Genomic DNA, 15,544 nt, shown 5'->3' on the forward strand with positions numbered 1-15,544 from the left:
CGCGAGAGAGCTTGGTTCCGGTGCCAAAAGTGGCATCCGGCGACATTGCGCCCTCTAGGACGGTCCTTCCGGGAATCGGGTTCACTCCGGATCATAAAACCGCCGAAAAGCGGGGGCGATCCCCGGCCAACGGCGGCGGGGACCGGACCCGGCGGCACGGGACAGGCAGAAAGCGCAGGCAGGAACACCCCATGGGTCTTACGAGCAACAAGGTCCTCGCATTGGCGGTGGCGCTTGCCGTCGTACTGTTCGTCGGCACGATCTGGATCTGGCCGCGGCTGGCCCGCCGGTCCTGGAAGGCCGTCACCGGCCGCGTCGGACTGCTCGCCGCCACCCAGCTCGCGATCTTCGCGTCCGTGGGCCTCGGCGCGAACCAGGCGTTCGGCTTCTACGCGACATGGGCGGACCTCTTCGGCCAGGAGACGGCCCCCGGAGTGGTCGTCGACCACGACCCCGCCAAGGGCGGTCCGGGCAGCCCGGTCGACGTGCTCAAGACCCGCCCGGTGAACGTCCCCGGCGGCGGCAGGCCGTCCACCGGCGGCCAGATCCAGAAGGTCAACGTCAGCGGCAAGGAGTCGGACATAGCCAGTCCGGCGTACGTCTATCTGCCGCCCGAGTACTTCCAGCCCCGCTACAAGGACCGCAAGTTCCCCGCGGCCGTCGTGCTGACCGGCTACCCCGGCACCGCCGAGGCGCTCATCAAGGGCCTGCACTACCCGCAGACCGCGCATGAGCAGGTCGAGGACGGCAAGATGCAGCCGATGATCCTGGTCATGATGCGGCCGACCGTGGCGCCGCCCCGGGACACCGAGTGCGTGGACATCCCCGGTGGCCCGCAGACCGAGACGTTCTTCGCCAAGGACCTGCCCCAGGCGATCTCCGAGCACTACAGGGTGGGCGCGAGCCCGGGCGGCTGGGGCGTCATCGGCGACTCGACGGGCGGCTACTGCGCCCTCAAGCTCGCCATGCACCACCCCGACGTGTACGCGGCAGGGGCGGGCCTTTCCGCGTACTACAAGGCGCCCGTCGACGTCACGACCGGCGACCTCTTCCACGGCGACAAGGAGTTGGAGCGGCACGCCGACCTGATGTGGTCCCTGGACCACATGCCGCCGCCCCGGACGTCCCTCCTCGTCACCACCAGCAAGCAGGGCGAGGACAACTACGGGGACACCGAGAAGTTCATCGGCAAGGTGAAGGCGCCCACCAGGATCTCGTCCATCACGCTGGACAGCGGCGGGCACAACTTCAACACGTGGCGCCGCGAGATCCCCGCGACGCTGGAGTGGATCAGCGGGCGGCTGTCCGTCAAGTAGGCCGTCAGCCGCCGCTGATGGCGGCGACGGTCTCCAACTCGACGTCCCCGCGCGCGATGTCGCGCGCGTCGGCCGCCGTCGACCTGCGCAGCGCCTCGTGCAGCCGGGCCGGCGTGAGCACGCCCAGGAAGCGGCCCTCGCCGGCTTCGTCGATGACCGCGATCCAGCCCGCGTCGTGCTGGAGCATCGTCGCGAACGCCTGCTTCAGGGGCGCGCCCACGGGCAGCCAGGCCTCCATGCGGCGCGCGTGGTCCCGTACCGCCCCCGAACCCGTGCGCGCGTGCTCGGCGGAGATCCAGCCGTGCAGGTTGTTCTCGCCGTCCAGGACGACGGCCCAGCGGGCGTCGAGCTTCGCGGGCAGCGGGTCGTCCAGGTGCACCACGGGCGGCTGCTCCAGGTCGCCCTCCTCGATGGGTGTCACGGAGAGCCGCTTCAGGCCGCGGTCCGCGCCGACGAAGTCCGCCACATAGTCGGTGGCCGGGGCGCCGAGCACCGTCGACGGGGTGTCGAACTGCTCGATGCGGCCCTGGCCGTAGACGGCGATGCGGTCGCCGAGGCGGACCGCCTCCTCGATGTCGTGCGTGACGAAGAGGACCGTCTTGCGCACGGCCTGCTGGAGCCGCAGGAACTCGTTCTGCAGGTGCTCGCGCACCACGGGGTCGACCGCGCCGAACGGCTCGTCCATCAGGAGCACCGGCGGATCGGCCGCAAGCGCGCGGGCCACGCCGACGCGCTGGCGCTGGCCACCGGAGAGCTGCTCGGGGTAGCGGTCGCCGAAGGTGGCGGGGTCGAGGCCGACCAGGTCGAGGAGTTCGGCGGCGCGCTCGCGGGCCTTGGCACGCTTGACGCCGAGGAGATGCGGGACCGTCGCGGTGTTCTCCAGGACCGTCTTGTGCGGGAACAGGCCGACCTGCTGGATGACATAGCCGATACGGCGCCGGAGTTGGACCGGGTCGATGGCCGATATGTCGTCGCCGTCCACGAATATCCGGCCCTCGGTCGGCTCGATGAGACGGTTCACCATCTTCATCGTCGTCGTCTTGCCGCAGCCCGACGGGCCGACGAGCGTGACCAGTTCCCCCTCGGCGACCTCGAAGGACAGATCGTCGACGGCGGTGGTGCCGTCCGCGTACCGCTTGGTGACGTGCTCGAACCGGATCATGATTCCCCATTGTCGCGGGCGGTGTGTAAAGCCCATGTTGCGCCAGTACGACGAGTCTCGGCGATTGTCGGTGCCGCGCGTTAGGGTCGCCAGACGGACTCGGACATCGGGACGCGGGGGGAGTGGGGCGGGATGAGCGGGCAGAACTGCCTGGTGTCGAACGACTGGATCTGCGGGGAGTACGTCCGTTCCCGCAGCCAGGAGTTGATCGACGCCACCGTGCAGCACGTGGGCATCACCGCCGCCTCGGTGGCGATCGGCGTCCTCGTCTCGCTGCCGCTCGCGCTGCTCGCCCGGCGCTTCCGCTTTCTCGCGGGACCCATCCTCGGCGTCACGACCGTGCTGTACACCGTCCCCTCGCTCGCGATGTTCTCGCTCCTGCTCCCGTTCTTCGGGCTCTCGGCATCGCTGGTCGTGACGGGCCTGGTGCTGTACTCCCTGACGATCCTGGTGCGGAACATCCTGGCGGGGCTCCAGGCCGTTCCCGAGGAGGCGCGGGACGCGGCGAAGGGGATGGGGTACGGACCGGTCCGGCTGCTGTGGGAGGTCGAACTGCCGCTCGCGCTGCCCGCGTTGCTGGCCGGCGTGCGCATCACGACGGTCTCGACGGTGGCGCTGACCACGGTCGGCGCGATCGTCGACTACGGAGGCCTGGGCACGCTGATCCTGGACGGCCTCGACACGACCTTCAAGGCACAGGTGCTCACGGCGTCCGTGCTGTGCGTGCTGCTCGCCGTCGTGGCGGACCTGCTGCTCCTGGCGCTCCAGCGGTGGCTGACGCCGTGGACGAGGGCCCATCGAATACGGACGAACCGCGCCGCCCGTGCGGACCGCGCGGTCAAGGTGGCTGAACCTGCATGAACGCGATCACCGGTGCGTACGACTGGCTGACCACGTCCGCCAACTGGCAGGGCGACAAGGGGGTGTGGCACCGGCTGGGGGAGCACCTGTACTTCAGCGGGGTGTGCCTGGCCGTCGCGTGCCTGATCGCGCTGCCGATCGCGCTGTTCCTCGGCCACATCGGCAAGGGCGGCACCCTCGCGGTCAACATCTCGAACGTCGGCCGCGCGGTGCCGACTCTCGCGGTCCTCGTGCTGCTCACGCTTACGCCACTCGGCGAGCACGGCGACGTACCGACGCTGATCGCGCTGGTGCTCTTCGCGGTGCCGCCGCTGCTGACCAACGCGTACCTCGGGATGCGGGAGGTCGACCGCTCGGTGGTCGAGGCCGCGCGGGGCATGGGCATGAGCGGCCGCCAGCTGTTCGCCCGGGTCGAACTGCCGCTCGCGTACCCGCTGATCATGACGGGTGTCCGGTCGGCGGGAGTGCAGGTCGTGGCGACGGCGACGCTGGCCGCGATGGCGGGCGAGGGGGGCCTCGGCCGGATCATCACGGCCGGGTTCAACCTGCAGAACACGCCGCAGGTGGTGGCGGGCGCGCTCCTGGTGGCGCTGCTCGCGCTCTTCGTGGAGGCGGTCCTTGTGGTGGTGGGGCGGGTCTGCGACCCTTCGCGCGGTCTGGGCCGCCGGTGACAGCTGTGGCCGGTGACGCCTGTGGCCGGTGAGATCCGTGCCGGCGCGAGCGATGCGGCCGGTGACTGTGACACATCCGGCCGGTGACGGTGGCGCCCGGGTTTCTCTCTTGATTCTGTTGGTCCCTCGATTCCCTGATTCCCAGATTCCCTTTCTCGAAATGGTGGTTCGCCGATGAACAGCACAACGCGCCGCGCGCGACGGATGGCAGGGGCGGCCGTGGCCGTCGTGGCGCTGACCGCGGGGCTCACCGCGTGCGGCGGGGACAGCCTGGAGGACGACGGCAAGGGCTCGGGCGACAAGGCGGGCGGCAAGGGCAAGCTCGTGGTGGGCTCGGCCCGCTTCACCGAGCAGAAGGTCCTCGCCGAGCTCTACGTCGGCGTACTGGAAGAAGCCGGATACGACGCCGAGGTCAAGACCGTCCAGAACCGCGAGGTCTATGAGCCCGAGCTGAAGAAGGGCTCGATCGATGTCGCGCCCGAATACGCGGCGACGCTCGCGGAGTTCCTCAACCTCGGCAAGAACGGGCCCAAGGCGAAGCCGGTCGCGTCGAATGACGTGGACGCCACGGTGGCCGCGCTGAAGAAGCTCGCCGAGCCGCGGGGTCTGAAGGTGCTCCCGGTCGGTGACGCGGTCGACCAGAACGCGTTCGCGGTGACCAAGGAATACGCGAAGAAGCACAAGCTCAAGACGCTTTCCGATCTTGGTAAGTCCGGCGAGAAGGTCAAGATCGCCGCGAGTGACGAATGCGAGACGCGGCCGTTCTGCGCGCCCGGTCTGAAGAAGACGTACGGCATCGATGTCGCGGGAATCGACCCCAAGGGTGTCGGCACCACGCAGTCCAAGCAGGCCGTGAAGAACGGCACGGACCAGGTGGTGCTGACCACGACCACCGACGCGACGCTGGACAGCTTCGGCCTTGTCGCCCTGGAGGACGACAAGAAGCTGCAGAACGCGGACAACATCCTTCCGGTTGTGAACGCGAAGGAAGCGGGCGACAAGGAGATAGCCGCAGCGCTCGGCAAGCTGACCGAGACGCTGACGACGGAAGATCTCGCCGAACTTGACCGGAAGGTCGATGTCGAGCGGCAGAAGGAAGCGGATGTCGCCAGGGAGTATCTGGAGTCGAAGGGATTGATCAAGAAGTAGCGCGGAAGTGGCGCGGTCGCAGTAGTGGGGAAGTCACGCGGCCGAAAGTGGAGTTGAGTGGCTGAAGTGGATCGGGAAGGATGGGGAATCGGCGCTGTGGCACCGTCATTTTGGCGCCCGGGGCACCAGAGTTCGCCTACGCGCGGTAAGTTTCTGGCCATGCCACGTGGACGCCACCGCCATTCCCCACCCTTGCACCGGCTGCTTCCGCCCTCGACGGTCGCAGGCCTCTCTCTCGTCTGCGCCGGCGGCGCCTGGCTCTTTGCGGAACCGATCGTGCTCCGCGGCCTCACCGCGGCGGCCGCCGCTGCCGCGGTCGTGGGTTCCGTCGTGATGCGGCGCTGGGATCTCTCCGCGGGCAAGCAGGTCGCCGAGCTCGGCCGGGCGCGCAAGAGCGACGAGTGGCGTCACGAGGAGCGGATAGCGGAGGCCGAGTCCGACCTCGAGGAGTCGCGCGAGCTGCGCGGCCGTCTGGAGACGAAGCTGCGCGCCAAGCGGGCCGAGCTGGCCGCGCTGCGCAATGAGCACGCGGCGCTGCTGCGGCGGTACGCGACGGCGGAGACCGAGCGGGCCAGCGCGCTGGAGGGGCGGCGGCTGCTCGCCATCGAGGCGTCCACTCCGGCGCGGGCGCTGCCGCCCGCGCAGTCCCCGAAGGGCGATGCGTCCCCGAAGACCGATGCGTCCCCGAAGAACGGTGCGAACCCGGCGTCGTCGCTGTACGCGCGGGCCAACGCGGCGCTGGACCGGCTGACGCCGAAGGTCCCGGACGCCGCCGCTCCGGAGGGAGACGCGTCGCCGGGGAAGTCCGTGGCGGCCGAGGCGTACGGCGGGCATGAGCGCGCGGTGGCCGTCGCGCCGCCCGCGCAGCTGCGGCGCCCGGTCGTCCAGGGCGGCTTCGACTTCTTCGGCACGAAGAGCGCGGCGCCGGCCGCGGCGCTGGAGTCCGTGCAGAACACGGACCTCGCTGACGTGGTGGGCGAGGAGGCACTCGCCGTGCACAAGGCGGAGTCCGAGGCGGAGTTCAAGGCACCGGCCGAGGGCGCGGGTGACGCGGCGGGCCAGGTGATCGACCTGACGGCGCATGACGAGACGGAACAGATCGACGTGGCGGAACTGCGGACGGCGTTGCGGGCGTAGCCGAATCCTTCAGCCCCTCCGCGGGGTTCGCTTCAGCCCCCTCACGCCATCCACCGATCCGGCAGCGCGGCCCTCCGCCCCGTCCGGGACCGTTCCGCCTGGGACTCCAGGAGCGCTGTCGCCTCCCCCGCAGGCCGCAGCCACGCCGTCACCGACTTGTTCGCCCCGGTGTCCACCGCCACGTTCGCCATCCCGTTGAACCGCTCCCACGGCCCCTGGGTCAGCCGCACGCTCTGCACCTTCGCGTGCGGCACCAGCGAGAGCCGCCGCCGCAGCAGACCGTGCCGCGCCGCGAACACCGCGTCCGTCACCGCGAGGCCGTACCCCTTCCACCACACCGGCAGGCACCACGCCGCCCGCGCGGGCGGGCGGACCAGCTCGGCCGCGTCCGGCACCCGGACGCCCGGCAGGATCCGGGCTATCACCGACTCGGCGAGCCCGCGGGGCGCCACCGGGACCAGGACGCCGTTGGACGACCCCGCCACGTCGAGCTCCACCCGCACCCACCCCCAGCGCCGCCACAGCCACGGCTCCACGATCCGAATCGTCTGCACCCGCCCCGGCGGCACCGTCTCGTGGATCTTGTCGAGCAGCCCGTGGTCGATGCGCAGCCCGTCGGGGGACTCGCCCACCGTCCAGTCGTACTCCCTGATGAAGCGCCCCACGCTGCTCGCGAAGGCGCCGCCCAGCATGGGAAGGCCGGCCGCCAGGACCGTCCACACGTTGTGGGTGGCGAACCACAGGAAGGGCGGCACGATCAGTGTGGCGACGAGCATCCCCCACGTCGTGCCGGTCAGGAGGAGCGAGACCGCGAGCATCCGCGGTGGTACGTGGACCAGGTTCCTGACCGGCGCCTCGCCGACCTCCCGCGCTGCCTCGGGGGTGAAACCGGCCGCCCGCGCGAGGAGTTCGGCCCGCAGCGCGGAGGCCTCCTCCTGGCCGAGATAGGCCAGTTCGTCCTTCTTCTCCGTCCCGACGACGTCCAGCTTGAGCTTGGCGACCCCGACGATCCGCGCCGCCAGCGGCTGCGTCACGTCCACCGCCTGCAGCCGGTCGAGCCGGATGTGCGCGGTGCGCCGGAAGACGAGACCCGTGCGGATCCGCAGCTCGGTGTCGGTGACGGCGAAGTGCGTGAACCACCAGCTCAGAAAGCCGTAGAGGGCGCCGCCCAGGAGGACGACGGCGACTCCGGCGAGGAGCTGCGCCATCGGCAGCTCGGAGACGCGCCGCTGCGTGCCGTTCGGATCGTGCACCGCGAAGCCCACGAGCACCGCGACCGGCGCCCAGGCCCTGCGCAGGGGCGTGACGGGGTGCAGCCGCCGCTCTCGCACGCCGTCGGGGCCACGGGTGTGCTCTGCGTCCTCTGCGTTCGACATCTCGCGTACGCCGCTCACAGCCCCGCCGAACGGGCCTCGCCCAGCTCGGTCAGCCGGTCGCGGAGCCGCTCGGCCTCCTCGGGCAGCAGCCCGGGGATACGGGCGTCCGTGGCGGCCGCCGCCGTGTGCAGCTGGACGCTGGCCAGGCCGAAGTGCCGCTCCACGGGCCCCGACGTCACCTCGACGAGCTGCATCCGGCCGTACGGCACGATCGTCTCCTCGCGCCAGAGCACGCCCCGGCTGATCAGGAGGTCGTCGGACCGCTCCGCGTACCGCCAGGACCGCCAGTTGCGCCCCAGCATCGGCCAGCCCCAGGCCACGAGGGCGAGGGGCAGCGCCGCGAAGGCGGCCCACTCCGGTCCGGCGAACATTCCCAGGAGCACCCCCACGGCCACCGCGACCGGCACCAGCCAGACCACGAGCAGCAGCCGCCGCATCCTGAGCAGCCCCCGCGGCAGCCCGGTCCACACCGGCTCCGCCCCTGTCGTACCCGCCGGTCGTGCGGGTCCCGCCGTCCCCGTTTCCATGCCGCAAGCGTACGTACGCCGACTGACAGTCGCGTAGGGCCGCGCGTACGAGAGAATGCGCGCATGAGCCCCACGACTCAGACCACGCTCGGCATCGGCGGCGCCGCGGAGAGCACCGACATGGTGCTCAACATCGGCCCGCAGCACCCGTCCACGCACGGCGTGCTGCGGCTGCGTCTCGTCCTCGACGGCGAGCGGATCCAGCACGCGGAGCCGGTCATCGGCTATATGCACCGAGGCGCGGAGAAGCTCTTCGAGGCGCGTGACTACCGGCAGATCGTGATGCTGGCCAACCGGCACGACTGGCTGTCCGCGTTCTCGAACGAGCTGGGCGTCGTGCTCGCCGTGGAGCGGATGCTCGGCATGGAGGTGCCCGAGCGCGCCGTCTGGACGCGGACGCTCCTCGCGGAGCTGAACCGCGTGCTGAACCATCTGATGTTCCTGGGCTCGTATCCGCTCGAACTGGGCGGCATCACCCCGGTGTTCCACGCGTTCCGGGAGCGCGAGGAGCTCCAGAACGTGATGGAGGAGATCTCCGGCGGGCGCATGCACTACATGTTCAACCGCGTCGGCGGCCTCAAGGAGGACCTCCCCGCGGGCTGGCCGGCGCGTGCGCGCGACGCCGTCGCCTCCGTCCGTTCCCGGATGGACGTGTACGACAAGCTGGTGCTCGGCAACGAGATCTTCCGGGGGCGTACGCGCGGCGTCGGCGTGCTCTCCCCGGAGGCGGTGCACGCCTACGGAGTGAGCGGTCCCATCGCGCGTGCCTCCGGAGTCGACTTCGACCTGCGGCGCGACGAGCCGTATCTCGCGTACGGGGAGCTGCAGGACACCCTGAAGGTCGTCACGCGCCAGGAGGGCGACTGCCTGGCCCGCTTCGAGGTACTCCTGGAGCAGACGCACAACGCGCTCGACCTCGCGGACGCCTGCCTGGACCGGATCGCCGAACTGCCGCAGGGGCCGATCAACCAGCGCCTCCCGAAGGTCCTGAAGGCCCCCGAGGGTCACACGTACGCGTGGACCGAGAACCCGCTCGGCATCAACGGCTACTACCTGGTCTCCAAGGGCGAGAAGACGCCCTACCGGCTGAAGCTCCGCTCGGCGTCGTACAACAACATCCAGGCGCTCGTGGAGCTGCTGCCGGGCCAGCTGGTCGCCGACATGGTGGCGATCCTGGGCTCACTCTTCTTCGTGGTCGGCGACATCGACAAGTAGCGGGTCCGCGACGAGCGGGTCCGTAACGAGCGGGTCCGTAACGAGCGGGTCCGCGATCCCGACTGGCTGGACCAGCCACCCGAAGTCCCCGAGCCCGCCGGGCGCGGTGAGCTCCGCGGCCTCTCCCGCGCGCGTGAGGGCCCGTACGTACGCCGTCGGGTCGCTGGAGGCCAGCGACAGCGGCGGTCGGCCGCCGCGCACGCCCAGCGCGGCGAGCGCCGCCCGCTGGTTGAGCAGCGCCGCCCCTTCCGGCGCGCAGGCGTCCAGCGCCACATGGGCGGTGATGTCGCAGCCGCCGTCCGGCACCGGCGCCGTCTCGCGGCCCTCCCTGAAGCCCGTCAGGGTCCCGAAGGGCGGCCGGTCCTCCCGGCGGTGGGCGTAGTCGACGGCGACCGCGAGGCCGCGCTCCAGCGTCGCCGCGGCGCCCGCCCAGGCCTCGTCGCGGGGCCGGCCGATCTCCGCGCGCAGGCCGGGCTCCGGAGGCAGCGGCCACCAGCGGTCGAGCCACTCGGCGTCCGCGCCGTCGACGGCGGCCCCCAGGGACTCGGTGCCGTCCGCGCGCACGAGCACCCGGCGGACCACACCGTCGTCGGCGACCTCGACGACGTCCACGGGGACGTTGTCCAGCCACTCGTTGGCGAAGAGCAGGCCCGTGACGCCCTCCGGAGCCCGTTCGCACCACTCGACGCGCGGATCGAGCCCTCCGGGGCGTGCGGCACGCTCCACCGCGTACCCACGCGCGCGTGCCGCCACGTCGGCGGGCAGCGCCGCGAGCACCCCCTCGGTCAGCTCGCCGCGGCCCGCGCCGACGTCCACGAAGGCCAGCTCGGCGGGATAGCCGAGCGCCTGGTCCACGCGGCACAGCAGCCGTGCCACGGCGGCGGCGAACAGCGGCGACGCGTGCACCGACGTACGGAAATGCGCCGCGGGCCCCTCGGGGCGCAGATAGAACCCGGAGGGCCCGTACAGCGCCTCTTCCGTGGCCTCCCGCCACCCTCGCCCCACGTCCTGCCGCGCACCCTGGACCTCGTACTCCACGCGAGAAGGCTAAGGGCGCCTCCACCTTGGGGAGTACACGCGCCGGGTGCGGATCGGCCCTCCGGTTGACCCCGGAGGGCCGTGCGGCTGCCTACGCTGGGTTACGTGCAGCGCGTCTATGACTTCCTCCGCAGACACCCGACCGGGGTCGATGGCTTCTGGGCCCTCGTCCTGCTCGGGGTCTCCGGCCTGAGCGTGGTCTCCATGGCCGAGGGGGACGGCCGCGACCCGAAGATCGCGGCCGCCGTCATCGTCGTCGGCCTGTCCGTCGTCGTCGCGCTGCGCCGCAAGGCCACCGAGAAGATGCTGGTCCTGGCCGCCGCGCTCGGCGTCGCCCAGCTGGTCCTCGACGTGCAGACGATGCCGGCCGACTTCGCGATGCTGGTGATCATCTACACCGCGTCGGCCGACGGCCCGAAATGGGCCTCGCGGTTCGCCCTGGTCGGCGGTCTGTGCGCGGCTCCGCTGTCGTCGATGCGCTGGCCGGAGGAGAGCATAAGTGCCTTCGGGAACATCCTCTTCACGGCCTTTCAGATCGTCCCGTTCGCCCTCGCCTGGGTGCTCGGCGACTCCATCCGCACCCGCCGCGCCTATCTGGCCCAGCTGGAGGAGCGCGCCGACCGCCTGGAGAAGGAGCGGGCGGCGCAGTCCAAGGTCGCCGTGGCCGCCGAGCGGGCCCGCATCGCCCGCGAGCTGCACGACGTCGTCGCGCACAACGTGTCGGTGATGGTGGTCCAGGCCGACGGCGCCGCGTACGTCCTGGACACCGCCCCGGAGCAGGCGAAGCAGGCCCTGGAGACCATCTCGGGCACCGGCAGGCAGGCGCTCGCCGAGATGCGCAGACTGCTCGGCGTGCTGCGCACCGGAGAGCACCAGGAGAGCGGCGAGTACGTCCCGCAGCCCGACGTCGAGCAGCTGGACGAGCTCATCGAGCAGGTGCGCACGGCGGGCCTCCCCGTCGACTTCAAGGTCGAGGGCACCCCACGCCCGCTGCCCAGCGGCGTGGAGCTGACCGCGTACCGCATCGTCCAGGAGGCGCTCACCAACACCCGCAAGCACGGCGGCGCCAACACGGGGGCCAGCGTGCGCCTCGTCTACTTCGACGACGGCCTGGGGCTGCTCGTCGAGGACGACGGCAAGGGCGCCCCGCACGAGCTGTACGAGGACGGCGGCGCCGACGGCAGCGGCCACGGCCTGATCGGCATGCGCGAGCGCGTCGGCATGGTCGGCGGCACGCTGGACGCGGGGCCCCGACCGGGCGGTGGCTTCCGCATCAGCGCGCTGCTCCCACTGAAGCCCGCGAACTGACACCTGTCACCGATACGTCCACGCCATAGGCTGATGAACTCATCCACGAAGACGGCCTCGTCCACGAAGACGACCGCGTCCACCAAAAGGGGCCTTTGATGTCGATCCGCGTCATGCTCGTCGACGACCAGGCGCTGCTGCGCACCGGGTTCCGGATGGTGCTCGCCGCACAGCCGGACATGGAGGTCGTCGCGGAGGCGAGCGACGGCGTCGAGGCCCTGGAGGCGCTGCGGGCGACCAAGGTCGACGTGGTGCTCATGGACGTACGCATGCCGAAACTCGACGGCGTGGAGACGACCCGGCGCATCTGTCAGGACGAGAACCCGCCGAAGGTGCTGATCCTGACGACCTTCGACCTCGACGAGTACGCCTTCTCGGGGCTGAAGGCGGGCGCATCCGGCTTCATGCTGAAGGACGTGCCTCCGGGGGAGCTGCTCGCCGCGATCCGGTCCGTGCACAGCGGTGACGCGGTCGTCGCGCCGTCCACGACGCGGCGCCTCCTCGACCGCTTCGCGCCGATGCTGCCGAACGCGGGCGGCCGGCCGCAGCACAAGGAGCTTGAGCGGCTCACGGACCGTGAGCGCGAGGTCATGGTCCTGGTCGCGCAGGGCCTCTCGAACGGTGAGATCGCGGCGCGGCTCGTCCTGTCGGAGGCCACCGTGAAGACGCACGTTGGCCGCATCCTGACGAAGCTCGGGCTGCGGGACCGGGTGCAGGTGGTGGTGCTCGCGTACGAGACGGGTCTTGTGCGGGCGGGTGGCGGCGGGGCGGCCTGACCTTTCCGGTCTTCTTCCGGTCTTCCGGTCTTCCGGTCCTCTTCCGGGCCTGCCTGACCGTCGGCCGGAGCCCGTCCGGCTGTCTGGTTGTCCGGCTGTCCGGTGTCAGCGCAGGATGCCCTCCAGGAAGTCGCTGCCCAGGCGGGCGACCACCGTCACGTCCAGCTGGTGCATGACGTACCGGCCGCGCCGCGTCGTGGTGACCAGGCCCGCCTTCTTGAGAAGCGTGAGATGCCGGGAGACCTCCGGCGCCGTGAGCCCGGTCGCGTGGGCCAGCTCGCCGGTGCTGAAGGGCGCGCGGGCCATGTCGCGGCACAGCCGCAGCCGCACGGGGTGCGCGAGGGCCGTGAGCCGCCGCTCCAGGGCCTCCACGGAGGTGGGCTTGGCCAGGTCGGGGGCGGACACGGGGTAGTGGATCACCGGACGCCAGCCCGGGGCGTGCAGGACCATCAGGTGCGGCCAGGCGAAGTGCGAGGGCACGAACGTGAGCCCCGCGCCCAGGGTGCGGTCGAGCGCGGTCGCCGTGCCCGGCACCAGCTTGTCCACGGTGATGCGGCGGCCGTCCTCGTCCAGTGAGAGCGCCGCCGACACCGAGGTCAGCACCTCGGTGAGGCCCTTGCGGCGCAGGATCTCGGTCTTGTGCCGTGCGTCGGCGGCCAGTTGCACGCGCACCCGCCGCCAGGTGTCGGCGAAGAACGCCTCGTCGCAGTCCTCCAGGAGGCGGCGCAGCCAGGCGCGGACGGTGTGCGGATCGCTCAGGAGGCGCTCGGCGAAGTCCAGTTGCCGGGTGCCGCGCGTCGCGGCGAGCTCCAGGGCGCGCGCACCCCGGACGGGGTCGGTGAGGGGGGAGGGACCGCCTTCGTTGTACGTCGTGCCGCAGGTGAACTCCAGGGCCGCCATGACGAACCGGTCGTCGTCCAGGCGGTCGAGGAGGTCCAGCTCCTCGGCGAGCGTCGCGCCCGGCCTGCCGTCACCGTCGACGAGCCCGGCGAACGGCATGAAGACGTCCGAGAACGTGTTCCGCCACAGGAAGTCGGCCTCGCACAGCCGGTCGGCGAGGTCCGGCTTGAGCGACGCGGTGGTCGCCGTGGCCCAGCCGTGCAGGCCCGGATGGTGTCCGGGCTCCATCAGCGCGTGCAGGGCGACGCCCAGCTCCGCCAAGGGCGAAGGGTCGAAGAAGATCCGCTCCTGCGGCAGGCCCGCGATCTCGATGCTCACGCTCATGGCCCCATCGTGCACCGCGCCACCGACATCGCCACCGCCGATTGACGACCGGCGTCAATCGGCGCGACGGAGGACGGGCGGCGGGCGCAGTCTGTGGTGACCGGGCCGCACGGCAGCGTCGCCGCAGGGCCGGAATCCCCCTCCTCCGTCGACCCTGCTTCCCGTCGACCCAGGGGTGCCCGATACGTACCATTTATTCCGAGAGGCGAAGTCATCATGAGCATCACGCAGCAGTACCTGCTCGACAGCTACCGCGCCGCCCAGCACGACGAGCGCACCCCGCCCGCCCCCGGTCAGCAGGACTGGCAGGTCATCCGGGAGGTCCGTGATTACGGGCGCTTCCAGGCCGTCGTCGAGGAACGCCCCGCCCACGGACGGATCCGGGCCGCCCTGGCCCGGTTCGCCCGCACCGGCCACATCGGCCGGGGACCGGTCAGGCGGGGAGCCGTCGTACGAACTCCGCGACCGCTTCCTTGACGTCGTCCGCCGTCCACTTGAGGCCCTCCTCGCCCACGGTGACCTCCGTGACCGAGAGGCCGGGCGGGCCGTCCGGGAACCAGCGGCGGAACAGCAGGGTCCCGGTCTCCTCGGCCTGGGCGACCGATGCCTCGCCGAGCACTTCGGAGTCGTACGGCAGCCAGACCTGGAACTGGTGGGTGTGCGGCTGCTCGGGGTGCACGCGCGCCCACGGCACACCGGCCGCGGCGAACCCTTCGCGCAGCGCCTCGGCGACCACGCGCGCGTGGCCGACGTACTCGGGCAGCCGGGGCAGCGTGTGCTTCAGGCCGAGCAGCGCGGACACGGCCGTCGGGAACTGCTGGGCCAGCAGGCCTCCGTAGCGGTGGCGCCATACCCGCGCCTCCTCGACGAGGGTGCGCGGACCGGCCAGCGCGGCGCCGCTCAGTCCTCCGAGGGACTTGTAGAACGACACGTACACGGTGTCGGCGAGGGAGGCGATCTCGCCGAGCGGGCGGCCGAAGTGGCGTGTGCACTCCCACAGGCGGGCGCCGTCGAAGTGCACGACCGCGTCCCGTTCGCGGGCCGCGTCCACGACCGCCTCCAGCTCCTCCCAGGTCGGCAGGACGAAACCGGCGTCCCGGAGCGGCAGTTCGAGCATCAGCGCCCCGAAGGGCTCGTCGAAGTCCCGCACCTCGTCGGCGGTGGGCAGCCGCGGTTCGTGCGTCGGATGCACCGTGCGCAGCCCGCTCACCGCGGAGAAGGCGCCGCCTTCGTGGAGCTCGGGGTGCGCGTCCGGGTGCAGCGCGACGGTGGCGTTGCCGGTGCGGCCCGCCCAGCAGCGCAGGGCGACCTGCTGGGCCATCGTCCCGGTGGGGAAGAAGACGGCGGCCTCCTTGCCGAGCAGCCGCGCGACTTCGTCCTCCAGGGTGGCCACGACGCCGCCGCCGTACCAGTCCGTGGGATCGTCCGGGCCCACGACCTCGGGGGCCGCGGCCGCCAGGGCCGAGAGGCGCTCGACGAGCGGCACGACGAAAGGCGGGCGGTGCAGGGTCCGGGCGGCGGTGCGGGTGGCCGCCGAACGCCTGGCGAAGTCGTCCCGGTCCTCCCCGGAGTGCTCCGGGGCCTTCAGGGCGAGCCCCGGATCGTTCCGGAGGGGCGCGTTCTCTTCCGCCTCGTTCGCAGTCATCCCCCGAGCATGGCGTGCCGGGCGCCGCCAGTCACACGAATACTCACAGCCTGTGGACAGCCGAGGACGCGGCACCGACCGATAGCGTTAGCATGACGAGAAATCGTCCGGTACCCCGAGCGGACTGGAACGGGAAGGC

General features: G+C 71.5%; 15 protein-coding genes. 9 read left to right on the forward strand and 6 right to left on the reverse strand.

Annotated elements, in window-relative coordinates; translation table 11 throughout:
- Positions 1-191: 191 nt before the first annotated feature.
- On the forward strand, positions 192-1,316 hold the full coding sequence (locus ACIBKX_RS23965) for an alpha/beta hydrolase-fold protein (RefSeq protein ID WP_363273687.1): 1,125 nt from the start codon (positions 192-194) through the stop codon (positions 1,314-1,316).
- Between the two features lie 4 nt (positions 1,317-1,320).
- Here the strand turns inward: ACIBKX_RS23965 and ACIBKX_RS23970 are convergent, their stop codons facing one another.
- Positions 1,321-2,478: a betaine/proline/choline family ABC transporter ATP-binding protein gene (locus ACIBKX_RS23970; protein ID WP_363273686.1), complete on the reverse strand. Its 1,158-nt coding sequence runs from the start codon at positions 2,476-2,478 to the stop codon at positions 1,321-1,323.
- 132 nt (positions 2,479-2,610) lie between these two features.
- Between ACIBKX_RS23970 and ACIBKX_RS23975 the strand changes: the two genes are divergently transcribed.
- The 4 genes from ACIBKX_RS23975 (at position 2,611) to ACIBKX_RS23990 (ending at position 6,296) form a co-directional block, all read left to right on the forward strand.
- The gene (locus ACIBKX_RS23975; RefSeq protein ID WP_363273685.1) at positions 2,611-3,339 is read left to right on the forward strand and encodes an ABC transporter permease; all 729 of its coding nucleotides are present in this window, start codon (positions 2,611-2,613) and stop codon (positions 3,337-3,339) included.
- Positions 3,336-4,010: an ABC transporter permease gene (locus ACIBKX_RS23980; RefSeq protein WP_363273684.1), complete on the forward strand. Its 675-nt coding sequence runs from the start codon at positions 3,336-3,338 to the stop codon at positions 4,008-4,010. The genes ACIBKX_RS23975 and ACIBKX_RS23980 overlap by 4 nt, the downstream gene beginning before the upstream one ends.
- A 174-nt stretch (positions 4,011-4,184) precedes the next feature.
- Complete coding sequence (locus tag ACIBKX_RS23985) at positions 4,185-5,159, forward strand: ABC transporter substrate-binding protein (protein WP_363273683.1); 975 nt, start codon at positions 4,185-4,187, stop codon at positions 5,157-5,159.
- Between the two features lie 159 nt (positions 5,160-5,318).
- Positions 5,319-6,296, forward strand: coding sequence for a hypothetical protein (locus ACIBKX_RS23990; RefSeq protein WP_363273681.1), 978 nt, complete (start codon positions 5,319-5,321; stop codon positions 6,294-6,296).
- A 41-nt stretch (positions 6,297-6,337) separates the two neighbouring features.
- On the opposite strand, the gene ACIBKX_RS23995 is transcribed toward ACIBKX_RS23990, so the two are convergent.
- Entirely contained in the window at positions 6,338-7,672 is a 1,335-nt protein-coding gene (locus ACIBKX_RS23995) for a PH domain-containing protein (protein ID WP_363273679.1), read from the reverse strand.
- Between the two features lie 14 nt (positions 7,673-7,686).
- The gene (locus tag ACIBKX_RS24000) at positions 7,687-8,199 is read right to left on the reverse strand and encodes a PH domain-containing protein (protein ID WP_363273678.1); all 513 of its coding nucleotides are present in this window, start codon (positions 8,197-8,199) and stop codon (positions 7,687-7,689) included.
- Between the two features lie 63 nt (positions 8,200-8,262).
- Here ACIBKX_RS24000 and ACIBKX_RS24005 point away from each other — a divergent pair, with 63 nt between their 5' ends.
- Entirely contained in the window at positions 8,263-9,414 is a 1,152-nt protein-coding gene (locus ACIBKX_RS24005; RefSeq protein ID WP_363273677.1) for an NADH-quinone oxidoreductase subunit D, read from the forward strand.
- Here the strand turns inward: ACIBKX_RS24005 and ACIBKX_RS24010 are convergent.
- Complete coding sequence (locus ACIBKX_RS24010) at positions 9,379-10,452, reverse strand: SAM-dependent methyltransferase (RefSeq protein WP_363273676.1); 1,074 nt, start codon at positions 10,450-10,452, stop codon at positions 9,379-9,381. The genes ACIBKX_RS24005 and ACIBKX_RS24010 overlap by 36 nt on opposite strands.
- A gap of 105 nt (positions 10,453-10,557) precedes the next feature.
- On the opposite strand from ACIBKX_RS24010, the gene ACIBKX_RS24015 reads away from it, so the two are divergent.
- Together ACIBKX_RS24015 and ACIBKX_RS24020 are read left to right on the forward strand one after the other, a co-directional pair.
- Positions 10,558-11,760, forward strand: coding sequence for a sensor histidine kinase (locus tag ACIBKX_RS24015; RefSeq protein WP_363273675.1), 1,203 nt, complete (start codon positions 10,558-10,560; stop codon positions 11,758-11,760).
- 98 nt (positions 11,761-11,858) lie between these two features.
- On the forward strand, positions 11,859-12,536 hold the full coding sequence (locus tag ACIBKX_RS24020; RefSeq protein WP_363273674.1) for a response regulator transcription factor: 678 nt from the start codon (positions 11,859-11,861) through the stop codon (positions 12,534-12,536).
- Positions 12,537-12,641: 105 nt separating this feature from the next.
- On the opposite strand, the gene ACIBKX_RS24025 is transcribed toward ACIBKX_RS24020, so the two are convergent.
- A complete protein-coding gene (locus ACIBKX_RS24025) occupies positions 12,642-13,754 on the reverse strand; it encodes a DUF5937 family protein (protein ID WP_363273845.1) in 1,113 nt (370 codons plus the stop codon).
- 222 nt (positions 13,755-13,976) lie between these two features.
- Between ACIBKX_RS24025 and ACIBKX_RS24030 the strand changes: the two genes are divergently transcribed.
- Positions 13,977-14,237, forward strand: coding sequence for a hypothetical protein (locus tag ACIBKX_RS24030; protein ID WP_363273672.1), 261 nt, complete (start codon positions 13,977-13,979; stop codon positions 14,235-14,237).
- Here the strand turns inward: ACIBKX_RS24030 and ACIBKX_RS24035 are convergent.
- Positions 14,194-15,405 (reverse strand): beta-eliminating lyase-related protein, encoded by a 1,212-nt coding sequence (locus ACIBKX_RS24035; RefSeq protein ID WP_363273670.1) that lies wholly within the window; start codon positions 15,403-15,405, stop codon positions 14,194-14,196. The two genes, ACIBKX_RS24030 and ACIBKX_RS24035, sit on opposite strands and share 44 nt — an antisense overlap.
- Between the last annotated feature and the right edge of the window lie 139 nt (positions 15,406-15,544).

Origin of the sequence: Streptomyces sp. NPDC050658 (assembly GCF_044457025.1) — a bacterium.
Taxonomy (GTDB): Bacteria; Actinomycetota; Actinomycetes; order Streptomycetales; family Streptomycetaceae; genus Streptomyces.